The sequence below is a fragment of the Flavivirga aquimarina genome, from assembly GCF_030540835.1.
In the GTDB taxonomy this organism is placed as follows: Bacteria; Bacteroidota; Bacteroidia; order Flavobacteriales; family Flavobacteriaceae; genus Flavivirga; species Flavivirga aquimarina.
Genome location: NZ_JAUOEK010000020.1, coordinates 12,601 through 34,082 on the forward strand (window position 1 = coordinate 12,601; position 21,482 = coordinate 34,082).

Annotated in this window: 13 protein-coding genes; 2 read left to right on the plus strand and 11 right to left on the minus strand. The window is 33.1% G+C overall.

Features of this window, described 5'->3' with window-relative positions; genetic code table 11:
• Positions 1 to 22 precede the first annotated feature (22 nt).
• The 9 genes from Q4Q35_RS00820 to Q4Q35_RS00860 all read right to left on the minus strand — a co-directional run bounded on the left by Q4Q35_RS00820 (position 23) and on the right by Q4Q35_RS00860 (position 12,219).
• Positions 23 to 1,903 (minus strand): arylsulfatase, encoded by a 1,881-nt coding sequence (locus Q4Q35_RS00820; protein WP_303276017.1) that lies wholly within the window; start codon positions 1,901 to 1,903, stop codon positions 23 to 25.
• Between the two features lie 58 nt (positions 1,904 to 1,961).
• Positions 1,962 to 3,536 carry a sulfatase family protein gene (locus tag Q4Q35_RS00825; protein WP_303276018.1) on the minus strand — a complete coding sequence of 525 codons (1,575 nt, stop codon included), beginning with the start codon at positions 3,534 to 3,536 and terminating at the stop codon, positions 1,962 to 1,964.
• A gap of 456 nt (positions 3,537 to 3,992) precedes the next feature.
• Entirely contained in the window at positions 3,993 to 5,264 is a 1,272-nt protein-coding gene (locus Q4Q35_RS00830) for an acetylxylan esterase (RefSeq protein WP_303276019.1), read from the minus strand.
• Between the two features lie 106 nt (positions 5,265 to 5,370).
• A complete protein-coding gene (locus tag Q4Q35_RS00835) occupies positions 5,371 to 6,165 on the minus strand; it encodes a histidine phosphatase family protein (protein WP_303276020.1) in 795 nt (264 codons plus the stop codon).
• 18 nt (positions 6,166 to 6,183) lie between these two features.
• Positions 6,184 to 8,172: a galactose-binding domain-containing protein gene (locus Q4Q35_RS00840; RefSeq protein WP_303276021.1), complete on the minus strand. Its 1,989-nt coding sequence runs from the start codon at positions 8,170 to 8,172 to the stop codon at positions 6,184 to 6,186.
• Between the two features lie 17 nt (positions 8,173 to 8,189).
• Positions 8,190 to 8,663 carry a hypothetical protein gene (locus tag Q4Q35_RS00845; protein ID WP_303276022.1) on the minus strand — a complete coding sequence of 158 codons (474 nt, stop codon included), beginning with the start codon at positions 8,661 to 8,663 and terminating at the stop codon, positions 8,190 to 8,192.
• Positions 8,653 to 9,906: a putative glycoside hydrolase gene (locus tag Q4Q35_RS00850; RefSeq protein WP_303276023.1), complete on the minus strand. Its 1,254-nt coding sequence runs from the start codon at positions 9,904 to 9,906 to the stop codon at positions 8,653 to 8,655. Before Q4Q35_RS00850 ends, Q4Q35_RS00845 begins: the two co-directional genes overlap by 11 nt.
• Before the next feature lie 33 nt (positions 9,907 to 9,939).
• Positions 9,940 to 11,136, minus strand: coding sequence for a putative glycoside hydrolase (locus Q4Q35_RS00855; protein ID WP_303276024.1), 1,197 nt, complete (start codon positions 11,134 to 11,136; stop codon positions 9,940 to 9,942).
• A gap of 36 nt (positions 11,137 to 11,172) precedes the next feature.
• Positions 11,173 to 12,219, minus strand: a complete 1,047-nt coding sequence (locus tag Q4Q35_RS00860; protein ID WP_303276025.1) for a glycoside hydrolase family protein — start codon at positions 12,217 to 12,219, stop codon at positions 11,173 to 11,175.
• Positions 12,220 to 12,959: 740 nt separating this feature from the next.
• Between Q4Q35_RS00860 and Q4Q35_RS00865 the strand changes: the two genes are divergently transcribed.
• On the plus strand, positions 12,960 to 13,559 hold the full coding sequence (locus Q4Q35_RS00865; RefSeq protein WP_303276026.1) for a hypothetical protein: 600 nt from the start codon (positions 12,960 to 12,962) through the stop codon (positions 13,557 to 13,559).
• A 579-nt stretch (positions 13,560 to 14,138) separates the two neighbouring features.
• Positions 14,139 to 15,896, plus strand: a complete 1,758-nt coding sequence (locus Q4Q35_RS00870) for a tetratricopeptide repeat protein (RefSeq protein ID WP_303276028.1) — start codon at positions 14,139 to 14,141, stop codon at positions 15,894 to 15,896.
• A gap of 253 nt (positions 15,897 to 16,149) precedes the next feature.
• Here the strand turns inward: Q4Q35_RS00870 and Q4Q35_RS00875 are convergent, their stop codons facing one another.
• Both Q4Q35_RS00875 and Q4Q35_RS00880 read right to left on the minus strand, forming a co-directional pair.
• Positions 16,150 to 16,986 (minus strand): hypothetical protein, encoded by an 837-nt coding sequence (locus tag Q4Q35_RS00875; RefSeq protein WP_303276029.1) that lies wholly within the window; start codon positions 16,984 to 16,986, stop codon positions 16,150 to 16,152.
• 181 nt (positions 16,987 to 17,167) lie between these two features.
• Positions 17,168 to 21,304 (minus strand): T9SS type A sorting domain-containing protein, encoded by a 4,137-nt coding sequence (locus Q4Q35_RS00880; protein WP_303276030.1) that lies wholly within the window; start codon positions 21,302 to 21,304, stop codon positions 17,168 to 17,170.
• Between the last annotated feature and the right edge of the window lie 178 nt (positions 21,305 to 21,482).

Genomic DNA, 21,482 nt, shown 5'->3' on the forward strand with positions numbered 1-21,482 from the left:
TTAATTAATTTTATTAGAATCTCTAATTTACTTTTTCAACATCAACATAAAAAGCATTGCATGGTGTTCCGTCTTCCATATCAAAATAAGCTAAAAGTTCTGTTTCTCCTTGAGCAACTTCCATTTCTAAAATAGCAGCTTCGGCATTATTATCTACAGCTGTTTCTACATTACTACCAGCTATTTTTAAATAGGCTTTAGCAAATTTCATAGATTTTCCATCTGCAATTGGGGCTTCATATAGTGTTTCTGGTTTTCCATCTTTTAATTCAGCTCCAAGTGCTAAACCACTTTCTGAAGGCCAACGTCTTAAATGAAATCTATACTTTCCTGCTTTAACAAAATTCACGGTAAAAGGTGCAGGTTCCATTGGTTTTCCTACACGAATCATTTGTTGATTCCATGGTGGGTAATAATCTATTGTTCTTGCATCATGACAAGTAATCACATCCACGTCCTCTACTCCTAACTCTATAACAGAAAATTTGGTTTCTTTAATAACATCTTCCCACCAGCTTTCATAAAATGCATTCATTTCTGCTACTTTTTCTGGATGCTTATCAGCTAGATTAATTGTTTGTCCCGGGTCTTCTGCTACATTATAAAGTTCTTTTCCTTTATTTAAACGCCAGTTATCTTCCATAACACAACTGTTTCTCCCTTTTATAGGCCATGGTACTCTTTGCGTATCAGTCACTAAAAATCTTTTCGGAGCTTCACCCTTACCTAAAAGGTAATCACTAACATCGGTACCATCCATCGTTTTAGTTATGTTATGCGTCTGTCCGGTAAATTTTGTTAAAGTTGGTAACATATCTACATGAGCTAATAAACCGTCAAGACTTTTACCACCTGTTAATCCACCATCTGGCCATCTAATAATGAATGGTACTCTATGTCCTCCATCATAATGGCTCCCTTTTGTCCCACGCATACCTGCATTGTATCCAAAAACTTCATTTGTTTTATCATTGACTTTATAACCTCTTGCTGTACCATTATCAGTTGTAAAAACGACAATTGTATTTTCGGCTATTCCTAAAGTTTCCAATTTATTCAACAACTTTGAAAAATTGTCATCAATATTAGTAATCATACCATAAAAACGTTTTTGAGTTTCTTGAATACGCGTTTCGTCTTTATATAGATCATAATATTCTTTTGGAAGGTTGTAAGGACCATGTGGCGCATTTAAACTTAAGTAACAGAAGAAAGGTTCATCTTTTTTAGCTTCTATAAAACTCAAAGCTTCATTAAACCAAACATCTGTGCAATAGCCTTCTTTTTTCTCTGGAACGCCATTTCTAAAATAAGTATCATCAAAATAATCATTATTCCAATAATCTGGAGTTTGTCCTACACCTCCACCGCCATGGTAAAATGTTTCATCAAAACCTCTTTGGTGGGGTCTAAATGGACTATTATCTCCTAAATGCCATTTGCCAAACATACCTGTTTTATAACCATTATCTTGTAACACATTAGCAATGGTCGTTTCTTCTCTGTTTAACATAGAAGCTCCCATAATGGTATGCCAAACACCATTTCTATTACAATTTCTTCCTGTTAACAAACCTGCTCTGGTTGGTGCACAGGTAGTTCCCACATGATAATTTGTTAAACTTACTGCTTCTCCAGCAAATTTATCTATGGTAGGTGTTTTAATAATTGTGTTACCTGTATGTCCTAAATCGCCATAACCTTGGTCGTCTGTAATAACAAATACAATATTGGGTCTGCTATCTTCTAACACCACTTTTTCTTGTTTTTCTTTACATGCAAAAAGTATAAGAGGTATCATTAAAAATAAACTATAACATATTGATGTATTGATCTTTTCAAAAATAAATTTACTCTTAAACTTGTTTAAGTTAGAAGTTGTTAAATACTGATTTAGCTTCATAATTAAGGGGTATTTTTATCGTTTTTATTTGACTAATGTTTATATAAAATTTAGAATTCTACTTTTCAGTATTCATCCAACTTAGCTGAGGCCACGTTTCTGGTCCATCATTTTTTTGTTTTTCTCCTTCTGTGCTCCTTCCATTTAAAACAATTTGCGAAAGTTCTTTTCTATATTGTTCTAATAGTTCAGATTGCTCATCTTGTAAATTATTCTCTTCTCCAATATCACTACTTAAATTATATAATTGAAATTTAGGTAAGCTATCAATAGCTTTATCATCTGGTCTAGGAAAACTCCAGCCACCAGATCCCGGGCAAAAAATAGCTTTGTAATCTCCTTTACGATAAGCAAAAGAGCCATTGATGGAATGGTGAACAATACTTTCTCTTTTTGGTAAGCTAGATTTAACTCCTAATGCTGACAAAAAGCTATAACTATCCTCAGCAAAATTATCTTTAAGCGGCACATTAAGCATATCTGCCACAGTAGCAAAAAGATCTGTGGTACAAACTAACTGATTAGACTTCCCTGGTTTTACCTTAGAAGGCCAACGCACTACATATGGAACTCGGTGACCGCCTTCAAAAATATCAGCTTTATGTCCACGAAATACATAACTGGGGTCATGCCCTTTAGTTGCCAATTGCTCATAATCTGCTTGATTGGAACAGCCATTATCACTGGTAAATACGAGTATGGTATTATCTGCGATACCTTGTTCTTCTAATGATTTCATTATTTCGCCTACAACCCAATCAACCATAATAACAAAGTCCCCATACGGATTTTCTAATCCACTTTTCCCTTTAAATTCTTCTGTTGGCAATATGGGTGTATGTGGTGCTGGTAATGGCATATAAACAAAAAACGGTTGGTCACTTTTAGCATTCTCGTTTATAAAACTAACTGTCTTTTTAGTAATATCTGGTAATACTTGCTCATGGTCAAAATCGTCAGAAGTTGGACCTTTTCTCCACATAGCTTGTCCTGTGTTTTGCGTAGTCTTAGTAGGAACCATAGTTGCTTTACCGTTTTCAACCCATACATAAGGAGCCATGTCCAATGACCCATTAAAGCCATAACTATAATCAAATCCTCGAGTATTTGGACCATTCTTAACTGGAATGGAATAATCTATTTTAGGTTTAGCATTCAATTTCGCTTGATCCACAGAATCTTTGTCTACAAAAGCCCAATCCCAACCAAGGTGCCATTTCCCTATATAAGCTGTACGATATCTTTCATTTTTTAGAAACTTACCTATCGTTGTACGATTTGGTGTAATTAATGCTTTTGAGTAGCCACCTAACACCCCTTTTTTTATTGTTGATCGCCAATTGTAACGTCCAGTTAATATACCATATCGTGTTGGAGTACACACAGCACTACTGGTATGTGCATCTGTAAACATAACCCCTTGCGAAGCTAGTTTATCTATATTCGCCGTTGTTATTTTAGAATTTTCATTATAGCTTGAAACATCTCCATACCCTAAATCATCTGCTAAAATGAAAATGATATTTGGTTTTTTTTCAACCTCAACCTTCTTCTCTTTACATCCATAACAACAAAAAATTAATATTGTTAGCATTGTACTTATTAGCCCAATACTCGTTTTATTTTTATTCATTTTTTTTTAATTATTTTTTAGCAATTTAAAATACAATCTTATTTTATTGTAACAACAAATTTAAAACCTACTTTAATATCACTATCTGAATAAGGATTATTAGAAATTAAAACATTTAAAATCGTGAAAAGATAAACAAAACAATTCTGTTTTAAGTTTAATTGGTTTCATTATTCTTTTCATCCTTATTAATTTAATAACGTAAATATTCAATTTTTTAGAAAAAGTCTAATTCTCTATTCAATCAACCTTTTGCTTAAATCGTACACAATTTCTTTATATTACTCTAGATTATCCATTCTTATACAAGAAACTTTATGATGTGCACTAAATATTTTAAAACTCATCAAAAACGAGGTTCTTTTATCTAAGACATGTTTCTACCAGCCTCTTACGACAAAAACAATTAATAAAACATGAAATTTTGTGCTGTTTTTGCTTCTAAAAAAATTATTTTTATTGCTTCGTTAAATCTACTAAAACAGAAGAAATAATACGTCCACGAGAATCTTTTAAGTTCACATAATATGTAACGGCTGTTTTGAGTAACTCCGCTTTTACTTCATTTTTAGAATTATTTACTTTGGCAGGCATACTTAACCAAGGCCCCGGTCTTGCATGTTTTGATTTGGGACTTGATTTTCGGTAAGTTAGCTTTTCATTTAAATAATATACGGTTGCTTCCAAAATAGGAACATCAGATTCATAGACAAGCTCTATCTCCCTCTTTGAGGGTTGTTTAACAATTTTCCCTAACCCTAGTTCTTTTCCTTTTAAAATATAATCTGCAAAATCATAGATTTCAGGAACATCTTCAGGCCTCCAACCTGGAGGATGCCCATGTTTCATACTTGGATGTATAGTCATATAAGCATGATTACTTGTTGTTTTAAAGGAATGTGACGTAATATTAATTGAAAAATGTCCATCACTATCACCATTAACCCAAAGCGTTGGAACCAAACCAATAGAAAATTGGTGTGATGGATCCCAAAATTTCTTTTTTTCAATAAACTCTAAAGTATTATTCCTTTTCTTTCCAAAATGACCTTTAGATTCGTAAAGATACCCACAGCCATAAACAGGTATGGCGCATTTTAATCTTGTATCTAACCCAGACACCAAACTACTCAATATTCCTCCCCACGAAATACCAGTAATACCAATGTTATTAGCATCAACTTCTGGAAATGATTCAATAAGTGAATGTCCTATCATAATATCGGAAACGGCATGATACATCCACTGTTCATCTAATGGTAAATCAACATCATCAAATCTCCCAACACGAGTTGGCCCGCTATAGTCATGAGAGAATTTCCCCTTTCCATTTGCATCTGGCATATGTCCTTCTAAACTCATTGAAATTGCAGCATATCCTCTATCATTCCATATTTTCACCCACTCGTGAAATGCTTTTCCTCCTCCACCATGAACCAACACCATAGCAGGGACAGGTTTATCGCTTTTAGGAATACCTATATAGGCAAAAGCCCGAGTTGGTTTTCCTTTATATGAAAGTGTTTCGTAAAAAAGCGCTTTAATATCACCCTGATTCATAGTCGGTTCCCAATGAATTTCTGGAACTTCATATATCCTTTGATCTAGCAATTCAATCAAAGGTTTATCAATAGTCTGTGCCATTAAAGTAGCGCTATAAAGAGCAAGACTAACAAAGATTAACAGTCTTAACTTGCCAGTATATATATTAAACTTATTTGTTTTCATTTTTAATCTATTTTTAAAATAACAGCATTATTTTTTGCTTAATGACTTTTTAACCTCAGCATAACTCTGATTTCCTCCCTAAAAAGACAATTAAAAACAAACTGTGTTAATTTTTGTTTCCAAGTGGAACATCATTATAAATCATTAACTTAAATTCACCGTTGGGTTGTTCTTCAACCATCCAAATACCTGTATTTGAGATTGCGGGTAAATCTAGAAGCGGGTCTTTAGTAAGCATTCTGAGAACTGCTTTACCGCTACTTCCATGTCCGGCCAACAGGATAGTTTTATCTGTTCCTCCAAAGCGATCCTGAATCATGTCAAGGACCTTTTGAATAACTAAACGAGCCGCCGCAGACGATCGTTCATCGTGCTCCCGAGTCGTTCCGACCTTAGGTGCTTTGAATTGATTTTTTCCGTCCTCTCGCAAGGAAAAATAAGGGAGTTCTTCAGGTGGCAATTCAATCAATCTGCCTGCACCCAGAATTGGGTCTATGGGTACGGGTAAATCGGCGGAAAGAATCAGTGCACTGGCTCTTTGTTCAGCAAGTTCTGGCCATACCTCACCCTTGGTTCCAACCTCCTTCATATAAGGTAAAATCGTATTTCGTGTCCGCCAAATAGGACTAGAAGCAATAAAATCAAATTGGTATTTCTTAAGTTTTATTGGTACTCGAACCAACTGACCTTTACCCATTGGAGTGAATATGTTAGGATCACCAACATAAGCAGGCCATTGGTCTTTGGGTATTTCGCTATGTTTTTCCCAATTCTTTTTGACGTTGTGTCCACCTTCAACATGACGGATGTAGTAAATTTTAAGCTGTGCGTAAGATTTGTTCGTGCCAAACATTATAATTGTTAGTACCAGTAAAACCCTAAAAATTGAAATTATTTTCATATGAATTTAAACTATTTATTATTTTACAATTATATTTCTCGAATAAATCTTATTTCCATTTGAAATATTTATAATGTAGAAACCAGCAGACAACTCCCGAATATCAACAGAAGCTGAGCCTTTCTCAATATTACAAGAAATTATTAGCTGTCCAGTACTGTTAATTATGCTCATCTTAGCAGTTTCACTGCTAGGTAATTTGATATTTAGAATATCCGATACTGGAATAGGATAAATATCAGTATTGTCTGCTATGATATCAGTATTGTCTGCTATGGAGCTTTCAGTACTTGCTAAATCTGAGGGAGTTATTAAAAATATTTCGTTTGTATCACTATTAATATCTAAAGTACCATTAAGCAAATTGTAACCATCTTTATTTAATGTGAATGGATATTCACCTTCCTCTAAGCATAATTCTATTTCACCAGTGAAATTTGAGGTATAAACTAAATCATCTATCGTAAGAGTTGCATAGGATATGCTATCATTGTTACTACTATCTAGCACCTTTATAGAGGCTAAATATATTTTTTCTACCGCTTCAGCAACTTGTACCTCGGCTAAATTCAACGAGCTTATTCCATTAATTTGAACTTTAACAAAACGCCCCTCAACACCTCCTGCATCTCTCGTAACAGAAGGATCTGGATAAGTTGTATATGTCGTTGAGTCAACAATGATACCATCTTTATCTAAGACATCTATAGTGAAATTAGACAACCTTGCTATTGCGTTAGCGTCAGTTCTATTAAAAACAGTAATTTCACCAATATTATAACTGTTGCCTAAATCTACTTGCCACCAAGCTCCATTCTCTGAGGAAGTATGCGTAACCGAACCATTACCAAAAAGACCATTGGTGTTTCCATCGATGGCACGAGAAGCTTCTCCGTCGTGTAACGTAGAAGATTGAGTGGCTGTACCGTACAAGGCTAAATTTTCAATTGCTTCGTCTTCTGTTTCTCTACATGCTATTTTTGGATTTTCTATCCATGTTATTGACGATGTTCTATTAAGTAAATCGACGCTAACACTCGCATATTCATATACTCGCGTATAAACATATTCGTTCACCGTGGCTTTTGCTAGAGGTTCTCCAATAGTCTTGCCAAAATCATCATGCCATAGCTGGGTCTCGGATGAACCATAAAGTCCATTAAAGAAATGGTAAAAACTATAATCGTTAGCTATAATTAGAAAACAAGCCATACTGAATGTATGATCATTTGACCAAACCCCATCGGGCGTGGAGCTTGTGATAATATATTTATTTTCGGGAACTTCAAGTAAGGCATCAAGCATAACTTTACCTTGTTCGGCTGTAACGCTGTTATGATGAAAAAATGCTTCAACAAAAACTCCATCTACATGATCAATCATTTCTAGTCCAGCTAATAAACTATTACCTCTAGGCCAAAAACCATTGGCTATTACCAGACCAGGTATTTGATCCAGCATATTATACAATATTGGCATAGCATCAGCTCCCCAGGTTGCTTCTACATTCTGGCAGGCATCAATGAAAACCCCCTCATGAACGGTGTTGTTTACCTGATCTTGGGGAACGCTAACCCACCAGTCTGGAAAATCAGCATTCTCATAATTAAATTTCCCATTGGACGCTACAAAAGATGGATTCTCAATAAGAGCTTCCGTTATACTTTCATAAATACTCGAATAAACAATATTCGAATTCCAATAGAATAGAGGTCTGCTAAGTGGATTATTGACCTTAATTTGTTGTGCTGCAATTCCAGATGCAAATTCCGAAGTAGGAGTCCCATAAATATTACGAGCATGACGTTTCTCAATAGTGAATAAATAGTTGTGATTAGCGATAAAGTCATATTCATCATCTGAAAATCCATTAACGTTATAGGCATGGCCATACAGACGAATTGAAGACCAATCCCCAGGCTCTACGATTTGAGCATTCGCAATCAGAGAATTCAATACGAAGAAAAACAATAAAACATATCCTTTTATTTTTGAAAAACTAAACATATTTATATAAATTTAAATTATTTAATATTATAATCTTTGAGCCCCATTTTAGAGACATCTAATGGTTCTATCCCTAAATTTAAAGCAGGACTTCCTTCTTTAAATCTAAAATCTCCACCTGCAGGATTCACAAACATTGGATTAGCAAAAACACTTTCCTTTTCTTTCCCATCAGCACGCATTTTATTGAAATGGACTTCCATCCAATTCGGGTTTGTTGGATGGAAATATAGATTGTTATCTATATCCGTTTCCACTAATAGTGGATGTCCATCCTCACTTCTTTTAATAGGTCTTTCTCCATGTGCATTTCCTCCATCGGGATGAGACATAATAATATTGTGATGTACTTTTGAATCTTTAACACTAACCCACTCAAAACTTACATAACCCCATTTAGGAGTAACAAGGGGTTCAATTATGAAATTGTTAATAATATCGTTAACGCCCTTGGATGCAATTCCTGCAGAAAACCCATAGTTACGATACAATATATTTCCATGTAATTTTAGCTTCCTCAGTTTCTGTATTCACCCAAACACTAGCATGTTCAAACTCTCGGGTAAACTCCCATCCAGTAGACGTAGTACGAGAATACATTCCTTTTGGGCTCCCTAAAGGTTTCTCTAATTCTGGATAATCCACCAAAGGGCCTGTCGCTAACCTCCAGCCCCAGCCATATTGAAAATAAGCATAAGGTTGTGCACCAATAAGATAACAAGCATGATAATATTCTAAGCGCTCTTTCGATAATTGCTCTAAAGCCATTTCTTTTTCTGATCCACTTAACCCATCAATAGATGCATCATCTTCTACCTCAACACCAAAACGGTAGACTGATATTTTCCCTGCTTTAGCTATTCTCAACATATCATCCCATTCTTTTAATAAATTTTCCTTACTATTTGTAATTGTTTTGCTATAGTGCTCGAACATAGTAGCATCAATTACTGGAAACACATCCTCTACTGTAGCAGCATTATTTCCTAGCAAGATCTTATTTTCCCCTAATCCTTCTTTTAGGCTACTCATCATTTCTCCCATAGCCAATCTAACCTCTTCTGCCCTATCGTTTCTAAGCCATGAAAAACCATGCATTTGATCTATAAAAACACCATCAGCACCAGAAAATGTAACTCCAGCCACCACGGTTTCTACCCACCAATTTCGAAAATCAGGGTTTAAAACATCAAAGAAGAAAATATTATTCCGATGTTCTAATTCTCCTGTATCTTCGTTTACAATTAGAAACTTTTTAAGTTCTGGGTAATCATCAATTTTATCCGTTGTGAAATTTTCATTGTAAGAAGTGAAAGGCCATGCATAAGCGGAATTAAAATAATAAAGTACTTTTATATCTGGTTTAACTTGTTTGAAAGCTTCTACCTCATACTTTGTCCCCACTTCGGCATAGTTAAGTGCTATCCAAGCATGATTTTTTTCTATACAGATAAAATCAGATTTTTCCGAAATCAGACTTACCTCTGATGCCGTAAGTGTTCTAGTACCATCTCCAAACATGCAATATTGCGGAGTGACCTCCCAATTAAATTTTGGATAGAAACCCTTAGGTTCAAATACGGTTCCATCACTTATAGTTAATTCGGTAATTACTTCTTCATCTATTACTTCTGGATCTTCTTTAGATTCTTCATTATTAGAACAAGAAAAGAAGATAAAAACTAAGCTAACAACGAATAAAAACCGTATTTTAAAAATTGAATTTAATTTCATGATTTTTTTATAATAAATTTTAATTTTCTAATATTATTTCCAATTAATTTTACTCTCTCTAGTTTCAGTATTTACCCAAACCTTGGCATGTTCATACTCTCGGGTAAATTCCCAAGCATTTGGAGAAGTTCTAGTATAAGCCCCCTTTGGGCTACCAAGTGGTTTTTGTAATTCTGGATAATCTAATAAAGAACCATGAGCAAGTTGCCAGCCCCAACCATATTGAAAATAGGAATAAGGCTGCGCTCCAATTAAATAACAAGCATGATAATATTCCAATTTTTCTTTTGAAAGTTCTGCTAACCTTTTATTTCGTAGACGTCCTCTATAATAATCTTTTTCTTCTTGGGCTTTACTATCAGACTCAACTCCTATACGAAAAATTGATATTTTTCCTGCTTTAGCAATACGAAGCATATTCTCCCAATCTTTAAGTAAACTTTCTTTGCTTAATAAGGCATTTTTATAATGTTCGAACATATTAGCATCTATTACAGGAAAAACATACTGTGCTATTTTATCATGCGCGTTGTTTCCTAGTAATATTTTGTTAGGGCCTAATTTTGTTTTTAAAGCCGCCATCATATCTCCCATAGCTTGCTCAACTTCTTTACTCTTATCTTTACGTAACCAAGCAAATCCATGCATCTGATCTATAAAAGCACCATCGGCTCCAGAAAACTCAACCCCTTTAGCAACAGTATTTACCCACCAATCACGGAACTCAGGATTTAAAACATCAAAAAAGAACGTATTTCTACGGTGCTCTAATTCTTTAGTTTCGGAATCAATAATTAGAAATTTTTTCAACTCTGGGTGTTCTTCAATATTTTCTCGTGTAAAGGCTTTATTGTAAGACGTAAATGGCCATGCATAAGCAGAATTGAAGTAGAATAAAACCTTTATATCTGGTTTCACTTTTTTAAATGCTGCAACATCATGCTTTGCTCCTAATTCTGCAGCACCAAGTTGTCTTAAACCATGTGATTTTTCAATACAAATAAAATTTGTTCTTTCTGCGATATGTTCAATTTCCTGAGGAGTTAACACTCTGTTTGAATCACCAAACATATAATACATGGGTGTTGTTTTCCAATTGAATTTGGGATAGAAATGTTTGTTTTCAAAATAACTTCCATCACTAATTATTAAAGTGTTTTGTCCTAAGACGGGTAAACAAAATAGGGTTATTATAAAGATATATGTGAAAACTAAAATTGACTTTTTCATTCTCTATTATTTTAATATTTTATTAGACACCTCGTTTTAATTTGGAATCCATCCATCAATTTTAACAAAAAACCCTGCTGATGGATCTTCATCATGACAGGCTAGAAAAAGGTATTCGGGTTCTCCATTTTTCCATAAAATATGTGGGCGCTCAGTACGAGCCAGTTTATCTCCAAAATATTGTTCATTTGTTTTATAACCAATTTCTGGCCTTCCCCAATTTATTCCATCTTCAGATTTATAAATGAGTCCTGGTCTCCACCCGCCTGGTTTAATTAAACCATCATCTCTAATTTTACCTTCTAACATCTCTTTAATTCCTTTTCTATCTTCCACAATCATATAATAAGAATCTTTGTATAGAAAAGCATAACAATCTTCTATATCCAAACCTTTATCGGCATAACTAATAAGTGGATTCTCCGAATAATTCTCATAAGGGCCTTCAATGTTATCACTTAATGCTAAAGAAATTTCGCGGTGCCTTTCAGAACCATAGGCATCTGTTATTGATTTATAATAAATCCTAAATTTCCCGTCTTTATCTTTTACGAAAGTAGGATTGGAAGCGTGTACAATGTTTGCGCCATCACCTTGTTTTCCTGATGCTTTAATTATGGGATTATGTGGACTTTCTGTCCATGGACCATCTAAAGACTTAGATGTCGCTATTCCTATTTCTTGATTGATACCTGGTGTTTCTCTATTTTTCAATAAATACACGAGAACGTAAGTATTATTTACTTGAGATACTTGTGGATTATGATACGTATGTGTTTTACTTGCAAAAATCGTATCGACAAATGTATAAGGTCCTTCTGGCGACTTCGCGGTATAGTGAACTATTTTACTATCTTTTGTCCAACTGCCATCATTTGGAATAGCGGACATAAATACATGTAATTTATTAGAAGTGTCATAAATTGGCGCCATACACCATTGCCACCAATTTTCTGGTGCATCAAGAATATAATCTCCTGGCACATGTGATTTGCTAAAAGCTGACTCTTTTATTGATAAGTCTTTTTTACAGGAACTGAAAAAAACGACAATCCCCAATAATACCAAAATTTTGAATTTCATGATTCTTTAATTTGGATGTAAAATTCATAAAATACAACACATTTTTCTTTCTCTATTTGCTCATTCTATTGCTTAATTAATGCAAGATTAATAAAAGCCGACTTTCTATAGATATTCTCATAAAGGAAAATATAAAATGCCATGAACGAAATGAGTTTTTACCTGAAAACGAAAATTGAATCTACAAGTCTAGATATAAAAACACCTCTTAAGCTCAAAAACCGCTTCTCAATCATGATTCTTATAGATTAGCCAACTTGTTTATAAAAGTTTTGCACAAAGAGTTAGTTATCAAATGGCCAATTTGAATAACAATAATTTAAGAATAGGACATTATTAACATACTATATCTTATAAAATCACAAAATTAAACCAAGCACAAACACTACAGCTTATACACATACAGAACAAATAACAGCCCTTATAGTGTAATTATGAATAGAAATGGTATTAAAAGAATTAAAGGGTTAACTAAATTTATAAATTGATACAGTAAAATGAAGTATTGTTAGTTTAGAACTAACAGGAAAAACATAGCTCAATTAGTCATAACAGTCTTGTCGTTTTTTAGTTTCAATTTAACCTGTAGAGATCCTGAGAATGGTCGAATAAAATGTAACTACATTACCTATATCCCAACAACTTCTTTTTACGTCCCTGTTTTAATTGATTCTAACACTTTTTATAGGATAATTTGTGTAAAAAATTCATCTTTGCTCTAAAGTAAGTTGGATTATCTTATGCTTAAATTTCAAACATTAATTACACTTTTATGCATTGCATTTCAAATTAATGCACAAGAAACACCTCTTCGTGTGGTAACCAAAGATATTCCGAATAGATTAGCATTTTATGTCATAAATGAAAATAAACAAGATTTTGATGTACAAATTACTATTTCAGGTACAAACTTTAGACAAAGTCAAAGCCGACCACGGTGGGTTCGCATACCAGGAGCCTCAAAAGTACATTTGAAATCCATTTTTTTAATACGAGGTAAAAAACCTAATTATACTTATGATTTAAAAGTAAATGATAGTCTTTCAAAACGAGCTTTAAAAAAAGCGTTTGAACGTGTTAAAATCAAACCTGAAAAATCAATTACTGTATATATCACTGAGAAATGTATTAACTGCGATAGTATTATACAAGCTTTAGAACATAGTAACTACAAGTATATTGCTTATATCCTTAGTGAAAAATCTGAAATTAAAAATCAATTAAAAAACTACCTGCCCGAAATAGATACTATCAAAACACCTATTATCAATTTAGGAGGTAAATTATTTACTAATCTTATAGCTTACGATAAGCTACTTGAGGAGTTGAATAAAGAATAACGACTTAATTATTCTCTTGAAATACTTTGAATTTTTCCTGTGTCGTTTTCGGAATCTTTATTTAAAAATAAATATTTATTCTCTATTGCTTTATTGAAAAACTGCTTAAATTTTATCCTTTAGTTTATTTTCTATTCCTTTTGTTTCAATAGTGTTAGAAAAAAACAACTCTATAAATATAAACCTTAATTCCATTTTTTGCGTAAATAAAATTATAGAGAAATTTCAAAAAAAAAAATTAAATAAAGATTTTTCAACACCAAAAGCAGCTAGTAATTTTCGTGAATTATTAGGTTTAGGTTATATACTTATTATCAAATTATAACAATGTTTTCATATTAATATACGCACTGAATGAACCACCAACTAATATTAATTTATCATATGTTATTATTTCAATTCAAAACTAATTTATTATGAAAACAAAGGATACAACAAATTATAGTTATTTATTGGAATTAACGTACACAAGCGAGGTTTAAAAACTCATACAGCTATAACTCTTTTTAATAGACCTACCTTGAATATTCTAGTAAAAACACACCTTTTCTACTCCATATCAAAAAACGCCATACAACCATGATTTTAATAGCTACTAAACGTTTAGTTATGCAACTAAGTGTTGTTATTATTTTACTGTATAATTTTACATTGTATAGTCAACAATTACATATTTCTTCTCTTAATAAAGAACAATTAAACAGTATTATAGATTCTACAGGTTTTAGAGGGAAAAGTTCAACATTGTTATTACAACTTTTTAATCGTTCTAAAACACTTAAGAGTTTTTCGGCACAATACGATGTTTCGTACAAGCTAGGATTATACTATTTTATAAAGGCCAAAAAGGATAGCTCTCTATATTATTTTAATACTGCAGAGTATATATATAAGACCAATAGACATAGACTAGAATATAAAATAATTGAAGATGTATATCGTGATAAAGCTATACTATTAGTGGATTTAGGGCTTATTAATATGGGTATAAAATATTTTAATAAAGCCTACGAATTATTTCTGACTTCTGGTAATTATAAAAAAGCTATTTCTTGTAAAATGAATTTGGCAGCCTGCTATATGGAGCTCAAAGATTTTGATAAAAGTATAGTTTTGATGAAGGAAGTTTTGGTCGATTCTTTTACTAAAGATCCTATGATTAAGATTGGAAGTTATAATGCATTATCATTATCCTATAATGCCAGGAAAAACCATGATGAGGCTATACGTTGGGCTAATAAAGGTATTGCTATTGGTAAAGAATTGGATAACCCTGCGGTACTTTCTACATTATACTCCAACTTGGGGCTTTATTATTCTGGAAGAAAGGAATACAAAAAAGCCTTAAAATATGGTTTTAAAGGTAAAAAAATATCAGATAGCATGGGTAATTACCGACGTACAAATCTGAGATATGGAAATATAGGAAGTTACTATTTGGGTTTGAAAAATTATGAAAAAGCTGAAGAATATCTAACTAAAGGAATTAACGGGAATTCCAATTTTGAATCTTTAAAAGAGATATATACTAATTTTATAGAGCTCTATCATCAACAAAATAAAATCAAAAAAGAAGTTAATAGTTATAAGGCTTATGTGTCATTATTAGATAGTGTTGTACTTGAAAAAGATAAGTATTATATCCAGACTGTAGACAAACAAAGGGAATTAATAGAGCAGGAATATAAGAACAAGGAATTGGTTGCAGAAAACAAATGGATTGTAGAAAAGAATACTAAACAAAAAATAGCGATTATTGGATTGTTTATTATTTTAATAATAAGCTTATTATGCATCTATTTATTATACAAACACAAGAAAAATAAACAGACCATTTCTGAACTGAAATCCAGTGAAAAAAAATTATTGGAAGAGCAGATCCGATTACGAGATAATGAATTAGACGCTTCTGCTATGGCTATTTCTCAAAAAATAGAGCTGCTAAATACTATAAAGACCACGCTAGAAGCCGTAAAAGATAATAACCCTGAGTTAACTCGAGTTAATAAGACGGTTAAAAACCTTATCGCATCCTCATCAGATATATCTGTGGTGACCGATAGAATTGAATCTCAATACCCTACGCTAACGATTGAACTTAAAATTAAGCATCCAGAACTTTCTGACACAGAGATTAAATACTGTTTACTTACTAAATTGAATTTGTCTCTTAAAGAAACTGCTTCCATGCTCAATGTAACTCCGAATACGGTAAAAGTAACAAGAAGCAGGCTAAAAAAGAAAATGAATATCCCCACTAATCTATCGTTTAAATCCTATTTAGACCAAATCCATAATTTGACCCTAGACGCTACGCATTCAGAGTCGGTGAGGTAAGACTCAAACTGAGAAACTGTTTAAATTTTATCCTTTAGTTTATTTTGTCGTCTTAAGCCCTCATTCTGAAGTAAAATGTCTTTTAATAGCGATATTATTCGCATTTATTTTACCTTGACTGAGAACATAATCCACACACAAACTAATTCCAAAAACAAAACTTAAACAGTTTATTATAAATCTTTAAGTAAACTTATTTAGCTATAAAACTCATAACAGTGCTAATACCAATTTAGTATCTCTCATTTTTTAATTAATAAAGGGGGTCAGTACCATGGTTTACTGGACATGGTTCATGTCCCATGGTATGAATATAATTACCATCACCTGATTGAACAGTAGGAAAGGAAGTTACATAATTTAAAGTCCACCCTCTTATCACTGCGTCCCAATTACCCTGTATGTTTTTAGAACTTAATGTATTACCATTAAAATTAGGAGGAGACCATCTAGTTGTTGAACTAAAATTATCACCTTGTACCCATACGGTATTAAGCGTAGGTACAGGAAATCCGTTGATATTTAAATACCCGTAACAACGTGGACAAAACTCTCTTTGAGATTGTATTACATAGTGATTTTTATAATTAGCGATTTCTGTCGCATAAGTTTTGGATTGATCGGTATAATACGGCTGTAAAGCTGATAAAATGGCCATTTCTGCGTGAACATAGGCGCCTTCTCTTGAGGGTAGTTTTATAAAATAATCACCGTCATAATCAACAAATCCTATACCTATTCCAGTAGAACCAGAAACAAAATATATTCGCATATCGTGATATGCTCCATTATATAACCATGGGTCTGCGAAACCAACATCATATAATAAACTCTTTATATAGTTAGTGTTTCGATAAACTTCTGAAATGCTGCTACTAGATGCTATTATAAAATCATTAGTATTGGGAACTTGCATAGCAGCAACGGTAATTCTATTATTTCCAATATGTTGAAGATATTCAGTCATAGCCGTAAAAATAGCAGTCCTCTGTTCTAAATTGTTATATTGAGGCTTCTGTATTTGGCTTCTTGATAAACTTGTGATTAAAAATAAAACTAAAAAAGCAATATTTTTTATATAATTTTTCATGTTATTATTGTTTAAATTAAAAAGTGATTTATTATTAAGAAACTGTTTAAATTTTATCCTTTAGTTTATTTTAATGTCTTTTAATAGCGATACTATTCGCATTTATTTTGCCTTGGCTGAGAACGTAATCCTCCCAAACTAATTCCAAAAACAAAACTTAAACAGTTTCTAAGTTAGTCTCTTATTGTTTTACTATTTTTTTTGTATACGTTTTACTATCTGTTACTACTCTAACATAATAGAGACCCGTTTGATACGTGCTAAGATCAACCTCTAGACCATTAATGTGCTCTTGGTTATATGGTAATTGCTGTATTTTAACCCCATTGCTATTATAAACCTGTATAAGAGCAGATTCATTATTTTTGAGTTTGATAATCATTTTATTATCTACTGGGTTTGGATATATTAATACATTAGAATCGCTAATAGTCTCATCTTTTAGACTGTCTTCATTAATAATGTCTTGTTTTTCTCCTGAATTCTTATTCCCTGAACCTGAACTTCCAGTCCATGGATCTGTAGTTACATCTGTTATATTCATATATGTTCTAAGATTTTCTGAACCCCAGACATGTACACCTCCCTCAATACCATCAATAAAAGGATTGGTTATTCCTGTAGTAAGCTTCATTAAAACAAGTGTAGAACTATTATTAAAAAATGGACTTTCAATTGAAATACTCTGTTGGGTATTATTTTTGAGTAAACTCCACCCTCTAGCTAAATACGTCGCTACATCAGCTTCTGGAACTCCAATTATCATAGGTAGTGCACTATTGGTATTGGATGTTTTAGATATTTTTTCTTGTAGGGCACACGTCTCACTCGTTGTGTCATATTCCCATTCAATATTAGTTGTAGCGTTTAAACCTGTTGATAGCCAAGGTAAAACATAGGAAGATTCCTTACTAAAAACTGAAACAATGTATGGACGTGCACTTAGTATATCTTTTAGTTCACCAGAAATTGGATCAGATTCAAACTTATAAACCTCAGGTGCTACATATTCAGAAGCTCCAACGAATACAGGAGAAGCGATTTCTATATTTTCTACTGTAGCACTACACGTTCCATCATCATCACTTCTTTTCACATAAACAGTCATTCCTTCTCCAAGAATCCCTGCAACTTGAGAATCAGCAGGAAAATTTAAATCTATATTCACCGTTGTATCCACAGGTTCGCCAGCTGCATTTAGTTCTGATCTTGAATAAACCCCAACTGCAACTAAAACAAGATCTGACAGAGAATAACAGTTACCTCCCGCATTGTATTCCACGAAATCTTGAACACAAAATTTATAATCTTTAAATTTTTTAAAAGTAGTGTAATAAGGCAAGGCCGATCTTAACAATTCTGCCGCATCTTCGGTCATAGTTAATATTACTTTACCCCCTGCTTCTAATACAATGTTTGCTAAAGGGTTTTGAATATTTTGATCTAAAATACATTCTGAAAGTACTAATAGATCCACGTTATTAAGTGCTCTTCTAGAACATGTCCATCCATGGGCAGCATCTTCATAAAATTTTATTGCATGTTCTGTTAAACTAAATGCTTCATCAACATAGACCTTAGCACTAGAAGTAAAATCCCAGAAAGCTCTACTTACTTTATGTGATAATAGAATAAAATCGTTGTGATCGTGAACTGCTTCATCAGAATCATTTGGATTGGTAGGCACTTGCAGGACTTCTGTAACACCTCCTCGCTTATAAAGATCATAAACTAGTACTTCAGTTGTATTACCATCATATACATTAAGACTTGCCGCACTTTGTAATACTCTTTCTACATTAGTAAAACCATGCATAGGATGGGTAGACGGAAAACCATCAGTACCATAAGAAGCTGGTGCTAAGAAATGAATCTGATTTTCTGAAGACTCAACCGAATAATCATCTAATGCATGGACTATGGAATATCCTTTATTAGTTAAATCTGAATGTAAATTGGTTATTTTATGATATGCATCAATTTCAACTTCAGAGGTATTCGTTGATAATGCTATGATTTCATGAGTAGTCAAAGGGCTTAGTTCTGTTATTGTTATCTCAGAAGTATCATAACCTCCTGTTACCCAATAAGAACCATCTAAGGTAGATCCTACATCATCTAAATTACGATTTTTATGACCCTCCCAATCATATAAGGTTACTTCATTTGTACTAGTTTCATCTCTAAAGGTAGGCTGCAAATCTGCATGAGAAACTGGTATCGTATAAGTGTTATTATAGTAGTCATGACCAGAATGTGTCTCAGCATACCTCTTGTTTAGTATATAATTACTATTTGGATTGATTTGATTGCCATGAAATTTCAGATTTGTAACCTGAGTCATCTCTACATCGAACCAGATATCTCCACCATAATTACCATTAGTCAATGCAAGATATGTAGGATCCTGGTTAAAATTACTATAGGTTAAATTATTATATACCTCTACATCGTCAACATTTGAATAATTAGACGTACTACCAATATACATACCTGCCAGCAAATTATTGGCAAATGTGTTGTCATGTATACGATGTCCTCCACTCGATGAATTTTCTACTTCATTACCAACAGACATCCCTACACCATTATGGCTAGAACTATTATTAGCCACCTCTATGTTTCGAGAGCCATCCAGATATATACCTGCAGAAACTGCTACTGGAGAAATACATCTTCTTACTGCATTACCAGAGATAATACCATTCCTAGAATAGTTTTGAGAACTACTTAACGTCGCTCCACTAAGACTTAATACCCATTCGTAGTTACCAGCAGCAACGATACCTATATTAGCAATATCAGTAATTGTATTATCACTTATTGTAAATCCATCTACGTTCCCATTTACAGTTAAAGCTTCTGTATATCCAGGGGTTATGTCGTGTATATTGTTTCCACTAATAGTTACATTTGATATTGGAGTACTGTCTGTACCAACAACTTGTATAGCACCTAAGTTATTACTAGCAAGAGGGTTTAATTTTTTGATTGCATCATTAGTCCAATGCATCTCATATATTTCATTATTAAGAATATTTATGTTGTCACCAAATCCATTAAAAATAATACCGAATCGTGTATCAAATTCTCCTGCAGAAACGACATCTGTAGTAAGTCCAGTAAGCTTTAAGCCCTTTACGGTTGTATTGTAACAATCATGGCAGGCAATCATTGATGTAAATTGACCAGTGAGATTACTTCCATCTAAGACAGCTATTTCACCTGGATAGGCTTGTAGAGTTAAAGAACTCTCTTGTGTCACGCCTTCTAAATACATAATACTAGTTAATGTATGTGTCCCTTCTCTAAAGTATACCGTTACATCTTTATCTACTTTAGTTGCAGGAACCGTTGACCAATCGTTGAAAATAGCACCAAAATTAGCAGAAGTTAGGTATTTCCATGGGTCAGATTCAGAGCCATTACCTCCATATCCAGAAGTTCCAGCAGGTACACTAGCATCTACATAAAACTCTGTAGCAGTAGCTGCACTGAAAGGTAAAATAGTACCTGTTGCTGTATTACTGTTATAAGATCCTGTAGTTTCCAGAGAGGTATATAGGTTTGATAACCCTAAGCCATCACGGCTAGACAGTCCTATTAAATGGCCATACCCAACAGCTACATTTGTGAAAGTATTATTGTTGAGACCAAAAACTTGGGCATTATCTGCTATAAGGTAAATTGGGTATAAATAACTATTATAGTCTGGTGGTGAATCTGCTATGCTTGCATCTGCTGTCCATGATATATTATTAAATTCGCAATTTTCGACAGTAACAGTAGGTTGGTTACGATTTATAACATTTATTAAAATCCCATAATTTTCATAATACCCTCCAGTTACCGTAACGGCTCCTAAAGTAAAGGCTTGTAGTGTACCAAGTGTTATGCTTAAACCAACACCTCCAGCGTTACTATGATTAATTATAAAATTAAACCCAGACCAGGCTTTAACTGTTATTGTTGAAGTCGATTTTCCTTCATCAAATGTTAAATACTGTACAGTATCTGCTGTACCTCTTACATGAATGGTAATATCTACATTATCATCATTATTGTACTGATTTGCAAAATAAACAGCAGTACCTAAACTATCATAAGGGTGGCCTGAGGTTCCATCACCATGATCTTCAATAGTAATAAACGTGTTAGGATAATCTGCCTGTAAATCTACATAGATATCTTTTGTAGTTCGAACTTGTGCGTAAGAAGCTGCGTAGTTAAATAATAGCATCAAAATGAGAAGCGGTATTAGCTTTTTCGGCAAACAGCATTGTTTGCGTTTTTGTTTTTGGTGTGATTGATTTTTCATAAGTTTTATTTTTTGTTTTAAAAGTTTGTTTTTATACTCTTTAAGTACTTGAATTATTATATTCTTTAGAAGCCTTTGCTTTTTTAAAATTTAGTTTCGTTCTATTTCGTTTTGTAAAATTGAATATTTTTTTAGCTTTTATTTATAAGCTATAGGTTAGCAAAAGGTTAATGTAGAT

Coding starts and splice junctions, on each gene's coding strand:
- Q4Q35_RS00820 (WP_303276017.1), bottom strand. CDS start 1,903: ATGAAGCTAAATCAGTATTTAACAACTTCTAACTTAAACAAGTTTAAG.
- Q4Q35_RS00825 (WP_303276018.1), bottom strand. CDS start 3,536: ATGAATAAAAATAAAACGAGTATTGGGCTAATAAGTACAATGCTAACA.
- Q4Q35_RS00830 (WP_303276019.1), bottom strand. CDS start 5,264: ATGAAAACAAATAAGTTTAATATATATACTGGCAAGTTAAGACTGTTA.
- Q4Q35_RS00835 (WP_303276020.1), bottom strand. CDS start 6,165: ATGAAAATAATTTCAATTTTTAGGGTTTTACTGGTACTAACAATTATA.
- Q4Q35_RS00840 (WP_303276021.1), bottom strand. CDS start 8,172: ATGTTTAGTTTTTCAAAAATAAAAGGATATGTTTTATTGTTTTTCTTC.
- Q4Q35_RS00850 (WP_303276023.1), bottom strand. CDS start 9,906: ATGAAATTAAATTCAATTTTTAAAATACGGTTTTTATTCGTTGTTAGC.
- Q4Q35_RS00855 (WP_303276024.1), bottom strand. CDS start 11,136: ATGAAAAAGTCAATTTTAGTTTTCACATATATCTTTATAATAACCCTA.
- Q4Q35_RS00860 (WP_303276025.1), bottom strand. CDS start 12,219: ATGAAATTCAAAATTTTGGTATTATTGGGGATTGTCGTTTTTTTCAGT.
- Q4Q35_RS00865 (WP_303276026.1), top strand. CDS start 12,960: ATGCTTAAATTTCAAACATTAATTACACTTTTATGCATTGCATTTCAA.
- Q4Q35_RS00870 (WP_303276028.1), top strand. CDS start 14,139: ATGATTTTAATAGCTACTAAACGTTTAGTTATGCAACTAAGTGTTGTT.
- Q4Q35_RS00875 (WP_303276029.1), bottom strand. CDS start 16,986: ATGAAAAATTATATAAAAAATATTGCTTTTTTAGTTTTATTTTTAATC.
- Q4Q35_RS00880 (WP_303276030.1), bottom strand. CDS start 21,304: ATGAAAAATCAATCACACCAAAAACAAAAACGCAAACAATGCTGTTTG.